Here is a 16110-nt window from a genome sequence, read left to right as displayed (position 1 = left end):
GACAGCGGACGCACCACGGAGGACGGATATGTCGGGCCCGGACGACCAGATCGTCAACGCGCTGCGCGCCTCCCTCAAGGAGAACGCGCGCCTGCAGCAGGAGAACACCAAGCTCGCGGCGGCCGTTGCCGAGCCCATCGCCATCGTCTCCATGGCCTGCCGGTACGCGGGGGGCATCCGCACCCCCGAGGACCTGTGGCAGGTGGTGACCGACGGCACCGACGTCTACACGGCGTTCCCGGAGGACCGCGGCTGGGACCTGGAAGGCCTCTACCACCCCGACCCGGACAACCCCGGCACCACCTACGTCCGCGAGGGCGCCTTCCTGCACGACGCCGGCGAGTTCGACGCCGCGTTCTTCGGCATCTCGCCGCGCGAGGCCCTCGCCATGGACCCGCAGCAGCGCCAGCTCCTCGAAGTGTCCTGGGAGACCCTGGAACGCGCCGGCATCGACCCGCACTCGCTGCGCGGCAGCGACACGGGCGTCTTCGCCGGCATCGTCCACCAGGACTACGCCCCCGACCTCAGCGGCCACGAGGGCTTCCTCAGCCTGGAGCGCGCCCTCGGCACCTCGGGCGGTATCGCCTCCGGCCGCGTCGCCTACACCCTCGGCCTCGAGGGGCCCGCGGTCACCGTCGACACCATGTGCTCCTCGTCGCTGGTCGCCATCCACCTCGCCATGCAGGCGCTGCGCCGCGGCGAGTGCTCCATGGCGCTCGCCGGCGGCTCCACCGTGATGTCGACGCCCGGCGGCTTCGTCGGCTTCGCCCGCCAGCGCGGCCTCGCTAGGGACGGCCGCATCAAGTCCTACGCCGCCGCGGCCGACGGCTCCAGCTGGGCCGAGGGCGTCGGTGTCGTCCTCCTCGAAACGCTGTCCCAGGCCCGCGAGCGCGGCCACCGCGTCCTCGCCGTGATCCGCGGCTCCGCCGTCAACCAGGACGGCGCCTCCAACGGCCTCACCGCCCCCAACGGCCCCTCACAGCAGCGGGTCATCCGCAAGGCCCTGGCCGGCGCCGGACTGACCACCGCCGACGTCGACATGGTCGAGGGCCACGGCACCGGCACCGTCCTCGGCGACCCCATCGAGGCCCAGGCCATCCTCGCCACCTACGGCCAGGACCGCCCCGCCGGACAGCCGCTGCGGCTCGGCTCCGTCAAGTCCGTCATCGGCCACACCCAGGCCGCCTCCGGCGTCGCCGGGGTCATCAACATGGTGCAGGCGCTGCGGCACGGCACGATGCCCGCCACCCGGCACATCGACGCCCCCACCCCGCAGGTCGACTGGTCCTCCGGCGCCGTCGAACTGCTCACCGAGGCCCAGCGGTGGCCCGACAGCGGGCGCCCGCGCCGTGCCGGCGTGTCCTCGTTCGGCGCCAGCGGCACCAACGCCCACCTGATCCTGGAACAGGCCCCCGAGGACACCGCGGAACCACAGGCACCCGAGACCCCCCGCGAGCCGTACGAGGGTGTGCTGCCGCTGGTCGTGTCCGCGGCCTCCGCCGCCTCCCTCACCGGCCAGGCCGGCCGCCTCGCCGCCTTCCTGGACAGCGCCCCCGGCACCCCGCTCACGGACGTCGCCGGCACCCTCGCCACCCGGCGCGCCGTCCTCGGCGAGCGCGCGGTCGTCGTCGCGGAGACCCACGACGAGGCCCTCGCCGCACTCACCGCCCTCGCCCGCGACGAACAGGCACCCGGCACCGTCCGCGGCGCCGCCACCGCGGCCGGCGCCGGCAAGACCGTCCTGGTCTTCCCCGGACAGGGCACCCAGTGGATCGGCATGGGCCGCGAACTCCTCGACACCTCCCCGGTGTTCGCCGCCCGCGTCGAGGAGTGCGCCCAGGCCCTGGAACGCTGGGTCGACTGGGACCTGAAGGCCGTCCTGCGCGGCGAGGCCGACACCGAGCTGCTGACCCGCGTGGACGTCGTCCAGCCCGCCTGCTTCGCCGTGGCCGTCGGCCTGGCGGCCGTCTGGGCCTCCGTCGGCGTCGTACCGGACGCGGTGATCGGCCACTCGCAGGGCGAGATCGCCGCCGCCTGCGTGGCCGGCGCGCTCACCCTGGACGACGCCGCCCGCATCGTCGCCGTCCGCAGCCAGGTCATCCGCGGCCGGCTCGCCGGGCTCGGCGGCATGGCGTCCGTCGCGCTCACCGAGGACGACGTCACCGCCCGGCTGGAGCGCTGGGCCGGCCGGGTCGAGGTCGCCGCCGTCAACGGGCCGGCCTCGGTCGTGATCGCCGGTGACGCCGAGGCCCTCGACGAGGCCCTGGACACCCTGGAGGACCAGGGCGTGCGGGTACGCCGCATCGCCGTGGACTACGCCTCCCACACCCGTCACGTCCAGGCCGTCCAGGAGGCCCTCACCGAGGCCTTCGCGGACATCCGCGGCCAGGCGCCGACGATCCCCTTCCTGTCCACCGTGACCGGCGAATGGGTCCGCGAGGCCGGCGCCCTCGACGGCGACTACTGGTACCACAACCTGCGCCGCCAGGTCCGCTTCGGCCCCGCCGCCGCCACCCTCCTCGCCGAGGGCCACACGGTGTTCGTGGAGTCCAGCGCCCACCCCGTCCTCGTCCAGCCCCTCACCCAGATCGCCGACGCCGCCGCCGTCGACGCCGTGGTCACCGGCTCCCTGCGCCGCGACGACGGGGGCCTGCGCCGGCTGCTGACCTCCCTGGCCGAGGTCTTCGCGGCCGGTGCCGCCGTCGACTGGCGCAACATCCTCCCCGAGGCCGCCCGCACCGCCCACGCCGACCTGCCGACGTACGCCTTCGACCACCGCCACTACTGGATCCAGCTCACCCCGAACGGCACCGACGCCGCCTCCCTCGGCGTCACCGGCAGCGACCACCCGCTGCTCGGCGCCGTCGTCCCGCTGCCCCAGTCCGACGGACTGGTCTTCACCTCCCGGCTCTCCCTGCGCACCCACCCCTGGCTCGCCGACCACGCCATGCAGGGCGTCGTCATCGTCCCGGGCACCGTCTACGTCGACCTCGCCGTCCGCGCCGGCGACGAGTTCGGCTGCGGCATCCTCGAGGAACTCGTCATCGAGGCCCCCCTCGTCCTGCCCGCACAGGGCGCCGTCCGCGTCCAGGTCGCCGTCGGCGGCGCCACCCCGAACGGCTCCCGCACCGTCGACGTCTACTCGCTGCGCGAGGACGCCACCGACGGCGACGGCCACGGCGAGTGGACCCGGCACGCCACCGGCCTGCTGTCCGGCACGCCGGCGACGTTCACCGCGCCCGCCGTCGACTACGCCGCCTGGCCGCCGCCCGGCGCCGAACCCGTCGGCATCGACGACTTCTACGCCGGCCTCGTCGCCCGCGGCTACTCCTACGGCCCCGCGTTCCAGGGCCTGCGCGGCGTGTGGCGGCGCGGCGACGAACTCTTCGCCGAGGCCGCCCTGCCGCAGGACCACCGGGAGAACGCCGACAGGTTCGCCATCCACCCGGCCCTCCTCGACGCCGCCCTGCACACCAACGCCTTCGCCAACCCCGACGACGACCGCAACGTCCTGCCGTTCGCCTGGAACGGACTCGTCCTGCACGCCGAGGGCGCCACCGCCCTGCGCGTCCGGGTCGCCCCCGCCGGTCCCGACGCCCTCTCCTTCCAGGCCGCCGACGAGACCGGCGCCCTCGTCCTCACCATGGACTCCCTGGTGTCCCTGCCGGTCTCGGCCGAACAGCTCGGCGCCGCCGCCGGCGCCGACCAGGACGCCCTGTTCGCCGTCGACTGGGTGCAGCTGCCCGCCGCGGAAGGCGCGACCCCCGCGCCCACCTGGGTGCCCGTCACCGATGCCGACGACGTCACCGCGCTCACCGCCCGCGAGAGTGCTCCCGCCGCCGCGATCCTCGACGCCGACAGCGGCGGCGCCGACCCCCAGACCCTCACCACCCGGGTGCTGCGCGTCCTGCAGGCCTGGCTGGCCGACCCCGGACTGGAGGCCGCCCGGCTCGTGGTGGCCACCCGGGGCGCGGTCGCCGCCGGCGGCGACGCCTCCGTCACCGACCCGGCAGGCGCCGCCGTCTGGGGCCTCGTCCGCGCCGCCCAGGCCGAGAACCCCGACCGCCTGGTCCTCGCCGACCTCGACCCGGCCGCCGCCACCGGCGCGGGCCCCGTACTCGGCCGGCTCCTCGCCACCGGCGAACCCCAGCTCGCCGTCCGCGGCACCACCCTGTCCGCGCCCCGCCTGATCCGCCCCGAGCCCGCCGACACGGAGCCCACCGCCACCGAGCCCCTGGGTACCGAGCCCGTGGGTACCGAGGAGTCCGCCACCGAGCCCGCCGGCACCCCCGAGCCCCCCGCCGCGTTCGACCCCGACGGCACCGTCCTGATCACCGGCGGCACCGGATCGCTCGGCGCGCTCGTCGCCCGCCACCTGGTCGAACGGCACGACGTACGCCACCTGCTGCTGGCCGGCCGGCGCGGCCCCGACGCCGACGGCGCCGCCGAGCTCACCGCCGAACTCACCAGCCTCGGCGCGGCCGTCTCCGTCGTCGCCTGCGACGTCTCCGACCGGGACGCGGTCGCCGCCCTGCTGCGCGGCATACCCGCCGAGCACCCCCTGACCGGACTGGTGCACCTCGCCGGCGTCCTCGACGACGGCGTCGTCAGCGCCCTCACCGAGGAGCGGATCGCCGGGGTCTTCGCCCCCAAGGCCACCGCCGTACGGCACCTGGACGAGCTCACCCGTGAACTCGCCCCAGCGCTCCGCTCGTTCGTGGTGTTCTCCTCCGCCGCCGCCCTGCTGGGCTCCGCGGGCCAGGGCAACTACGCGGCCGCCAACGCCTACCTGGACGCGGCGATGGCCCACCGCCGCGCGGCCGGCCTGCCCGGCGTCTCCCTCGCCTGGGGCCTGTGGGAGCAGAACACCGGCCTCACCGCCCACCTCAGCGAGACCGACCAGGCCCGCATGAGCCGCGGCGGCGTCCTCGCCCTCACCCCCGGCGAGGGCCTCGCCCTCCTCGACACCGGCCTGCACAGCGACCGCGCCCTGCTCGTCCCGATCAAGCTGGACCTGCGCGCCCTGCGCTCCGACGCCGCGTCCGGTGCCGCCGTGCCGCACCTGCTGCGCGGCCTGGTCCGGGCCGGCCGGCGCTCCGCCCGGGCCGCGGCCGGCGACGGCAGCGGCCTGCTGCGCCGCCTCGCCGGGCTGCCCGAGGCCGACCAGGAAGCCGTCCTGCTGGGCATCATCCAGGCCGAGGCGACCGCCGTCCTCGGCTTCAGTGGACCCGAACTCGCCCAGGGCACCCGCGGCTTCGGTGACATCGGCTTCGACTCGCTCACCGCCATCGAACTGCGCAACCGGCTCTCCGCCGCCACCGGCGTCAAGCTGCCGGCCACGCTCATCTTCGACTACCCGACCCCCGTGGCCCTCGCCCGCCACCTGCGCGAGGAGCTCGGCGAGAGCGCGGCCGGCGCCGTCGCCCCCACCGTGGTCGCCTCCGACCCGGACGAGCCCGTCGCCATCGTCGGCATGGCCTGCCGGCTGCCCGGCGGCGTCACCGACCCGGCCGGCCTGTGGCGGCTCGTCCTCGAACGCCGCGACGGCATCACGGAGTTCCCCGACGACCGCGGATGGAACCTGGACGAGCTGTTCGACGCCGACCCCGACAAGGCCGGCACCTCCTACGTCCACAAGAGCGGATTCCTGCACGGCGCCGCCAAGTTCGACGCCGAGTTCTTCGGCATCTCCCCCCGCGAGGCGCTGGCCATGGACCCGCAGCAGCGGCTGCTGCTGGAGGCCACCTGGGAGGCCCTGGAGAACACCGGCATCGACCCCAGTTCGACCCGCGGGGCGAACATCGGTGTCTTCTCCGGCGTGTCCATCCACGACTACCTGGAGTCCCTCAGCAACATGCCCCCCGAGCTGGAGGGCTACGTCACCACCGCGACCGCCGGCAGCGTGGCCTCGGGCCGGGTGTCGTACGTCTTCGGCTTCGAGGGCCCCGCGGTCACCGTGGACACGGCCTGCTCCTCGTCCCTGGTCGCGATGCACCTGGCCGCCCAGGCCCTGCGACAGGGCGAGTGCTCCCTCGCGCTGGCCGGCGGTGTCGCCGTGATGGGCTCGCCCATCGGTGTGCTCGGCATGTCCCGCCAGCGCGGCCTCGCCGCCGACGGCCGTGTCAAGGCCTTCTCCGACGGCGCCGACGGCACCATCCTCTCCGAGGGTGTCGGCATCGTCGTGCTGGAGCGCCTGTCCGAGGCGCGCCGCAACGGCCACCAGGTGCTGGCGGTGCTGCGTGGCAGCGCGGTCAACCAGGACGGCGCGTCCAACGGCCTCACCGCCCCCAACGGGCCCTCGCAGCAGCGGGTGATCCGCCGGGCGCTGTCGACGGCCGGGCTCGCGCCCACGGACGTCGACGCCGTCGAGGCCCACGGCACGGGCACCGCCCTGGGCGACCCCATCGAGGCGCAGGCACTCCTCGCCACCTACGGCCGTGACCGTGAACAGCCCCTGTGGCTCGGCTCGTTGAAGTCCAACATCGGCCACACGCAGGCCGCCGCCGGTGTCGCCGGCGTCATCAAGATGGTGGAGGCCCTGCGCCACGGCATCCTCCCGCCCACCCTGAACGTCACCGAGCCGACCCCGCAGGTCGACTGGTCGTCCGGCGCCGTCGAGCTGCTGACCGAGGAACGGCAATGGCCGCAGACGGGGCGTCCGCGCCGGGCCGGTGTGTCCTCCTTCGGTATCAGCGGCACGAACGCGCACGTGATTCTGGAGCAGGCCCCCGAGGAACCCGCCGTCGCCCGTGAGCCGCAGGACGGTGTGGTGCCGCTGGTGGTGTCCGCGGCGTCCGAGGGTTCGCTGTCCGGTCAGGCGGAGCGGCTGGCCGCGTTCGTAGGCGGCAGCGAGGCGCCCCTGGCCGACCTCGCGGGTGCTCTGGTGCGGCGGCGGGCCCTGCTCGGCGAACGGGCGGTGGTGGTCGCCGGGTCGCGGGAGGAGGCGGTGGCCGGGCTGGCCGCGCTGGCGGGCGGTGACAGTCATCCCGCGGTGGTGCGCGGTGGTGCGGGAGCGTCCGGGCGGACGGTTCTGGTGTTTCCGGGTCAGGGGTCGCAGTGGCTGGGGATGGGCCGGGAGTTGCTGGAGTCCTCGCCGGTGTTCGCCGAGCGGATCGAGGAGTGCGCCCGGGCACTGGTGCCTTGGGTGGACTGGGACCTGAAGGCCGTGCTGCGCGGTGACACCGACCTGATGGACCGGGTCGATGTGGTGCAGCCGGCGAGTTTCGCCGTGATGGTGGCGCTGGCGGCGGTGTGGGCGTCGGTGGGTGTGGTGCCGGACGCGGTGGTGGGTCACTCGCAGGGTGAGATCGCCGCGGCTTGTGTGGCGGGTGCTCTGTCGCTGGAGGATGCGGCGCGGATCGTGGCCGTCCGCAGTCGGGTGATCGCCGGTGAGCTGGCGGGCCGGGGCGGGATGGCGTCGGTGGCGCTGTCCGAGGCCGAGGCGACCGCGCGTATCGCCGCCTGGGAAGGGCGCGTCGAGGTCGCGGCGGTCAACAGTCCGACATCCGTGGTGATCGCCGGGGACGCCGAGGCGTTGGACGAGGCGCTGGCCGCGTTGGAGGCCGACGGTGTCCGGGTCCGGCGGGTCGCGGTGGACTACGCCTCGCACACCCGTCATGTCGAGGCGATCGAGACCGCGCTGGCGGAGGCGTTCGCCGACATTCACGGCCAGGCCCCGCTGGTGCCGTTCTTCTCGACGGTGACCGGTGAGTGGGTGCGTGAGGCGGGTGTCCTCGACGGCCGCTACTGGTATCGCAACCTCCGCAACCAGGTCCGCTTCGGTCCGGCCGTCGAGGCGCTCCTCGCCGAGGGTCACACCGTGTTCGTCGAATCCAGTGCGCACCCGGTCCTCGTCCAGCCGGTCAGCGAGATCGTCGACGCGACCCGCGCGGACGCGGTGGCCACCGGCTCCCTGCGCCGTGAAGAGGGCGGTCCGCGAAGGCTGTTGACGTCGATGGCCGAGGTGTTCGTCCAGGGCGTGGCCGTCGACTGGACCGGTGTGCTGCCCGAGGGCGCCGGTGACGTCCCCCTGCCCCTGCCGACGTACGCCTTCGACCACCGGCACTACTGGCTGAAGACGGCCCCGGCCACGGACGCCGCCTCGCTCGGCCAGTCCGCCGCCGACCACCCCCTGCTCGGCGCGGTCGTCCCGCTGCCCCAGTCGGACGGGCTGGTCCTCACCTCCCGGCTGTCCCTGCGCACGCACCCCTGGCTGGCCGATCACGTCGTCGGCGGCGCGACCGTCGTCCCGGCCACCGGCCTGGTCGAACTCGCCCTGCGCGCCGGTGACGAGGCCGGCGCCGCCACGCTGGACGAACTGACCGTCGAGACACCACTGGTGCTCCCCGAGGAGGGCGCCCTACGCGTCCAGGTCGCCGTCGGCGGCCCCGACGACACCGGCGCCCGCACCGTCGACATCTACGCCTCCGGCGAGGACGCCGAGCCCGCCGCGTGGACCCGGCACGCCACCGGACGGCTGACCCCCGCCCCGCTCACCCCTCCCGAGGCGAGCGCGGACCTGAGGATGTGGCCGCCCACCGGCGCCCGCCCGGCCGACGCCGACGAGCTGTACGACGACCTGCTCCGCCTCGGCCACCCCCTCGGCCCCGCCTTCCGGGGCGTACGGACGCTGTGGCGGCGCGGTGACGAGGTCTTCGCCGAGGTCGCCCTGCCGGAGGAGCAGCGGACCGGCGCCGAGCGGTTCGGCATCCACCCGGCACTGCTCGACGCCGCCGTGCAGTCCGGCCTCCGGCACGCGGCGACGGCCGACCCGGACGGCACCGGACAGCGGTTGTGGCAGCCCGCCGCCTGGCAGGGGGTCACGCTGCACGCCACCGGCGCCACCACACTCCGGGTACGGCTCGCCCCGTCCGGATCGGGCCGGCTCGCGCTGGAGGCCGCCGACGAGGCCGGCGGTCTCGTGGTGACCCTGGACGCCCTGGGCTTCCTGCCGGTCCCTGCCGACCAGTTGACGGCGGCCACCGGGGACGGCGGTCACTCCCTGTTCCGCGTCGAGTGGACGGAGCTGCCCGCCGGCTCCGCCGAGACGCAGGTGCCACCGTGGGTGCCGCTGTTCCACGCGGACGAGGTCGAGCTCCTCGCCGGTGCGGCGACAGGCCCCCTCGTCGCCGTGGTCGAGGCCGCGGCCCCCGACGGCGCCGCCGACGCCGCCCTGTCCCGGACCGACCGGATGCTGGCCGTGCTCCAGGCCTGGTCCGCCGCGCCCGCCCTGGAGGAGTCCCGGCTGGTCGTCCTCACCCGGGGCGCCGTGCCCGCGGGAGGCGACGCGGACGTGACCGACCCGGCCGGCGCGGCCGTCTGGGGCCTGGTGCGGGCGGCCCAGGCCGAGAACCCCGGCCGGATCGTCCTGATCGACACCGACACCGACCTGGACATCGCCTACGGCACCGCCGTGGAACCGCTGCTCGCCGCGGTCCTCGCCTCCGGCGAGCCGCAGGTGGCGGTGCGGGGTGCGGAGTTGTCGGTGCCGCGTCTGGTGCGGGCGGCCGGGAGCGAGCCGGCGGTGGGGTTCCGGCCCGGGGGCACGGTTCTCGTCACCGGCGGTACCGGATCGCTGGGCGCGCTGGTGGCCCGGCATCTGGTCGAGCGGCACGGCGTACGCCACCTCGTGCTGGTGAGCCGGCGCGGCCCGGATGCCGAGGGCGCCGCCGAACTCGCGGACGAGCTGGCGGAGTCGGGTGCCGAGTCGATGTCCCTGGTCGCCGCGGACGTCTCCGACCGTACGGCGGTGGCGGAGCTGCTGGACTCGGTTCCGGCGGAGCACCCCCTGACCGGTGTGATCCACACGGCCGGTGTCCTGGACGACGGCGTGATCAGCGCCCTCAGCCCCGAGCGGATGGCGGGCGTCTTCGCCCCGAAGGCGCACGCCGCCACCCACCTGGACGAGCTGACCCGCGGCCTGGGCCTGGCGGTCTTCGCCGTCTACTCCTCCGGCGCCGGCCTGTTCGGCTCGGCCGGCCAGGGCAACTACGCCGCCGCCAACGCCTACCTCGACGGCCTGATGGCCCGCCGTCGCGCCGCCGGACTGCCGGCCGTGTCGCTGGCCTGGGGTCTGTGGGAGCAGAACACCGGCCTGACGGCCCACCTCAGCGCCGCCGACCAGGCCCGCATGGGCCGGGGCGGGGTGCGCGCACTCACCCCCGAGGAGGGCCTGGCCCTCTTCGACACGGCGCTCGGCGCCGACCAGGCCCTCGTCGTCCCGATCAAGCTCGACCTGCGCGCCGCCCGCGCCGACGCGGCCGCCGGCGGCACGGTCCAGCCCCTGATGCGCGGTCTGGTCCGGGTCACCCGGCAGGCCGCCCGGACGACCGCCGCGGACCGCAGCGGCGGAGGCCTCGCCGACCGGCTCGCCGGACTCTCCCCGCAGGAGCAGGAGGCGCTGCTCCTCGACGTCGTCCGCGGCCAGGTCGCCACCGTCCTGGGGCACTCCGGCGCCGACCAGGTCAGGGCCGAGAAGGCGTTCAAGGACGCCGGGTTCGACTCCCTCACCTCCGTCGAACTGCGCAACCGCGTCCGCGAGGCCACCGGGCTCAGCCTGCCGACGACCGTCGTCTTCGACTATCCGACCCCGCTCGCCCTCGCCCGCCACCTGCACAGCCACTTCGGCCAGGTCACCGCCGCCCCGGCCGCCCCGGAACCGGCAGCCGCCCCGGCCGACCCGGGCGAGCCGATCGCGATCGTCGGCATGGCCTGCCGGCTGCCCGGCGGTGTCACCGGCCCGGAGGAGCTCTGGGACCTGGTGGCCCAGGGCCGGGACGCCATGTCCGGCTTCCCCTCCGACCGCGGCTGGGACCTGGAGGGCCTGTTCGACTCCGACCCCGCACGCGTCGGGACGTCGTACGTCGACCAGGGCGGCTTCCTCTACGACGCGGGCCTGTTCGACGCGGGCTTCTTCGGTATCTCGCCGCGTGAGGCGCTGGCGATGGACCCGCAGCAGCGGCTGCTCCTCGAAACGTCCTGGGAGGCGCTGGAGCGGGCCGGTATCGATCCCCTGTCGCTGAAGGGCACGGACGTCGGCGTCTTCTCCGGCGTGATGACCCAGGGCTACGGCTTCGGCGGCGAACTCCCGCCGGAACTCGCCGGGTTCACCGCCACCGGCTCCGCGGGCAGTGTGGCCTCCGGCCGGGTGTCGTACGTCTTCGGCCTGGAGGGCCCCGCGGTGACCGTGGACACGGCCTGCTCCTCCTCCCTCGTCGCCATCCACCTCGCCGCGCAGGCGCTGCGGGGCGGCGAGTGCTCGATGGCCCTGGCCGGCGGCGCCACCGTGCTCGCCAACCCGTACACCTTCGTGGAGTTCTCCCGCCAGCAGGCACTCTCCCCGGACGGCCGGTGCAAGGCCTTCTCCTCGTCCGCCGACGGCACCGGCTGGGCCGAGGGCGCGGGCGTCATCGTCCTGGAACGCCTCTCCGAGGCCCGCCGCAAGGGCCACCGGGTCCTCGCGGTCCTGCGTGGCTCCGCCGTCAACCAGGACGGCGCCTCCAACGGCCTCACCGCCCCCAACGGGCCCTCGCAGCAGCGGGTCATCCGCAAGGCACTGGCCGGCGCCGGGCTGACCCCGGCGGACGTGGACGCGGTGGAGGCGCACGGCACGGGCACCGTCCTCGGCGACCCGATCGAGGCGCAGGCCCTGCTCGCCACCTACGGCCAGGACCGCGAGGAACCGCTCTGGATCGGGTCCGTGAAGTCCAACATCGGACACGCCCAGGCCGCCGCCGGTGTCGCCGGTGTCATCAAGACCGTCGAGGCACTGCGGCACGCGGTCCTGCCGCCGACCCTCCACGTCGACCAGCCGTCGACCGAGGTGGACTGGTCGGCGGGCGCGGTGGAGGTGCTCACCGAGGCCCGCGCCTGGCCCGAGACCGGCCGCCCGCGCCGCGCCGGCGTCTCCGCCTTCGGCGTCAGCGGCACCAACGCCCACGTCATCCTGGAAGAGGCCCCCGAGGAGCCCGCCACCGAGCCGGTGGCCCCGGCCGACGGCGTGGTGCCGCTGCTCGTCTCCGCACGGAGCACCGGCGCCCTCGCCGCACAGGCCGCACGGCTCGCCGAGTTCGTCCAGAGGACCGACGCCTCCCCGGCGGCCGTCGCCGGAGCGCTCGTCGCCCGGCGGGCGGTGCTGCCCGAACGCGCCGTGATCGTCGCCGGCACCCGCGAGGAGGCGGCGACCGGACTGGCGGCGCTGGCCGCGGGCGCGTCCTCACCGCTCGTCGTCACCGGCTCCGAGAGCACCGGCGGCACGGTGTTCGTCTTCCCCGGCCAGGGCTCGCAGCGTCTCGGCATGGGCCGCGAGCTGTACGACCGGTACCCGGTCTTCGCCCGCGCCCTGGACGAGGCCTGCGCCGCGCTGGACGCCCGGCTCGCGGGCTGGGCGGACCACTCCGTCAAGGACGTGGTCTTCGGCGACGTCGGCAACGCGGGCGGCGGTCTGCTGAACCAGACGGTCTTTACGCAGGCCGGGTTGTTCGCGGTGGAGTCGGCGTTGTTCCGGCTGGTGGAGTCCTGGGGTGTGCGGCCGGACGTGCTGGCCGGGCACTCCATCGGTGAGGTCGTCGCGGCGCATGTGGCCGGGGTGCTGTCGTTGGAGGACGCGGCGGCGCTGGTCGCGGCGCGCGGCCGGCTGATGCAGGCCCTGGCACCGGGCGGTGCGATGGTCGCGGTGGCCGCGACCGAGGCGGAGATCGAGGACTACCTCGGTGCGGGTGTCGACCTCGCCGCCGTCAACGCGCCCGGTTCGGTGGTGCTCTCCGGTGAGGAGGCAGCCGTCACGGCTGTGGCGGAGAAGCTGCGGGAGCAGGGCCGTCGGGTGAAGCGGCTCACCGTGTCGCACGCCTTCCACTCGGCGCTGATGGAGCCGATGCTGTCGGACTTCGCCCAGGCCCTGTCCGGGCTGACGTGGCACGAGCCGACGATCCCGGTGGTGTCGAACGTGACGGGTGGGCTGGCGGAGCCGGGCCAGTTGTCGGATCCGGGGTACTGGGTGGATCACGTCCGTCGTCCCGTCCGGTTCGCGGAGGGGATCAGGGCCACGGGCGGGTCGGTGTTCCTGGAACTCGGCCCCGGCGGCGCCTTGAGCGGTGCCGTCGCGGAGTCGGCGGGTGAGGACGCGGTGAGCGTGCCCGCCCTGCGCGACGACCGTGACGAGGCGCAGACCCTCCTGTCGGCCGTGGCTCATCTCTTCGTCCGTGGGTCCAAGGTGGACTGGGCGGCCGTGCTCCCGAAGGGTGCGACCGAAGCGCAGGTGGACCTGCCGACGTATGCCTTCGAGCACCGTCACTACTGGCTGCGGACGGCTCCTGCCACGGACGCGGTGGCTCTGGGGCAGAGCACCGCGGATCATCCGTTGCTGGGTGCGGTGGTGGAGGTGCCCGAGACCGGGGGTCTGTTGTGCACGTCCCGGTTGTCGCTGCGTACGCATCCGTGGCTGGCGGACCATGCCGTCGGCGGGGTGGTTCTGGTGCCCGGCACCGGGCTGGTCGAGCTGGCGGTGCGGGCCGGTGACGAGGCCGGGTGCGGGGTGCTGGAGGAACTCGTGATCGAGGCGCCTTTGGTCGTTCCCGAGCAGGGTGGTGTACGGGTGCAGGTCGCTGTGGGCGGGCCGGACGAGGACGGTTCGCGGACGGTGGCGGTCTACTCGGCCCGCGAGGACACCGCCGGCGAGATCGGCACCGACGCCTGGACCCGCCACGCCACCGGCACCGTGACCCCCTCGGCCGCGGACACCCCCGCCTTCGACACCACGGTCTGGCCCCCGGCCGGCGCCGAACCGGTCGGCCTGGACACCGCCTCCTTCTACGCCGACCTGGCGAGCCACGGCTACGCCTACGGCCCCGCGTTCCAGGGCCTGCGCGCGGTGTGGCGGCGCGGTGAGGAAATCTTCGCCGAGGTCGCCCTGCCGGACGAGCAGCGCGACGAGGCGACCCGCTTCGGCCTCCACCCCGCCCTGCTGGACGCCGCCCTGCACACCGACGCCTTCGCCCAGCCCGACGACGGACACAACGTCCTGCCGTTCGCGTGGAACGGCCTGGTCCTGCACGCCGCCGGCGCCTCGGCCCTGCGGGTGCGGATCGCACCGCGCGGCACCGACGTCCTGTCCCTCGCCGCGACCGACGAGAACGCCGGACTCGTCCTCACCGCCGACTCGGTGACCTTCCGCCCGGTGGACGTCGGACAGCTCGACGCCGCCGCGACGGCGGACCGGGGCCGCGACGCCCTGTTCGGCGTCGCCTGGACCGAATCGACCGCACCCGCCGCGGCGCCGGCGCTCACCTGGCAGCGGGTCACCACCGCCGCCGAGGTGACCGCGCTGAAGGACGAGGTGCCCCAGGCCGCCGTCCTGGAGCTGTCCGGCACCGGTGACGACGACGGTGACGGCACCGAGGCCCTCACCCGGGCCACCGCCGCCCTGGAGGTCCTCCAGGCGTGGCTCGCCGCCACGGAGTTCGAGGACGCACGGCTGCTGGTGGTGACCCGGGGCGCGGTGCCCGCGGGCGGAGCCGCCGCGGTGACCGACGCGGCCGGCGCGGCGGTCTGGGGCCTGGTCCGCGCGGCCCAGGCCGAGAACCCCGACCGGATCGTCCTGCTCGACCTGGACCCGGCCACCGACACACCCCCCGACGACCTCGTCGCCCCGGTCCTCGCCTCCGGCGAGCCGCAGGTGGCGGTGCGGGGCGCGGAGTTGTCGGTGCCGCGTCTGGTGCGGGCGGCCGGAAGCGAACCGGCGGTGGCGTTCCGGCCCGGGGGCACGGTCCTCGTCACCGGCGGTACCGGATCGCTGGGCGCGCTGGTGGCCCGGCACCTGGTCGAGCGGCACGGCGTACGCCACCTGCTGCTGGTGAGCCGGCGCGGCCCGGACGCCGAGGGCGCCGCCGAACTCGCGGACGAGCTGGCGGAGTCGGGTGCCGAGTCGGTGTCCCTGGTCGCCGCGGACGTCTCCGACCGTACGGCGGTGGCGGAGCTGCTGGACTCGGTTCCGGCGGAGCACCCCCTGACCGGTGTGATCCACACGGCCGGTGTCCTGGACGACGGCGTGATCAGCGCCCTCACCCCCGAACGCCTCGCCCGTGTCTTCGCCCCCAAGGTGAGCGCGGTACGGCACCTGGACGAGCTGACCCGCGGCCTGGACCTGACGGCGTTCGCCGTCTTCTCCTCCGCCTCGGGCCTGTTCGGCTCGGCCGGCCAGGGCAACTACGCCGCCGCCAACGCCTACCTCGACGCGATCGCCCACCAGCGCCGGGCGGCCGGACTGCCCGCCACCTCCCTCGCCTGGGGCCTGTGGGAGCAGACCCACGGCATGACCGCGCACCTGGGCGCCGCCGACCAGGCCAGGATGAGCCGGGGCGGCGTCCTACCGATCGGCCCCGCCGAGGGCATGGCGCTCCTCGACGCGGCCCTGGACACCGCGGAGCCCCTCCTGGTCCCCATCAAGCTGGACCTGCGGGCCCTGCGCGCCGACGCCACGGCCGGACGCGCCGTGCAGCCCCTGCTGCGCGGCCTGGTCCGCACCGGCCGCCAGCCGGTCCGCGCCACGGCCGGGGACAGCACCGGCGGACTCACCCGCCGGCTCGCCGGACTCGCCCCGCAGGAGCGGGAAGCGCTGCTCCTGGACCTCGTCCGCGGCCACGTCGCGACCGTCCTCGGCCACGCCGGGGCGGAGCAGGTCGGCCCCGAGACGGCGTTCAAGGACGCCGGCTTCGACTCGCTCACCTCCGTCGAACTGCGCAACCGGCTCCGTGAGACCACCGGACTCAAACTCGCCGCCACCGTCGTGTTCGACTACCCGAACCCGCTCGCCCTGGCCCGCCACCTCCACGCGGAACTGGGCACCACCGGCGACACCCTGTCCCTGGTGCACGAGAAGATCGAGGACATCGAGTCACTGATCGCCGGACTGCTTTCCGACGAGTCCAAGAAGGCCGACATCGTGCTCCGCCTCCAGGGCCTGGTCGCGAAGTGCAACGGAGCCGTCGAGGAGCCCGGGGGGTCCGCCGTGGCGGACCAACTGGAGTCCGCCTCCGCCGATGAAGTCCTCGACTTCATCAACGACGAACTCGGAATCGTCTGACCGTCACGTTGTCGCGGACCGTCAAACCCTCG

Annotated in this window: 1 protein-coding gene; it reads left to right on the top strand. The window is 75.0% G+C overall.

Annotation, left to right across the window (positions count from 1 at the left end; translation table 11 throughout):
- Nucleotides 1–28 precede the first annotated feature (28 nt).
- A complete protein-coding gene (locus tag ACZ4VF_RS02565; RefSeq protein ID WP_467922671.1) occupies nt 29–16078 on the top strand; it encodes a type I polyketide synthase in 16050 nt (5349 codons plus the stop codon).
- Nucleotides 16079–16110: the final 32 nt, after the last annotated feature.

The sequence above is a fragment of the Streptomyces sp. NPDC029151 genome (assembly GCF_055564315.1).
This window is presented reverse-complemented; position numbering and strand designations above follow the sequence as displayed.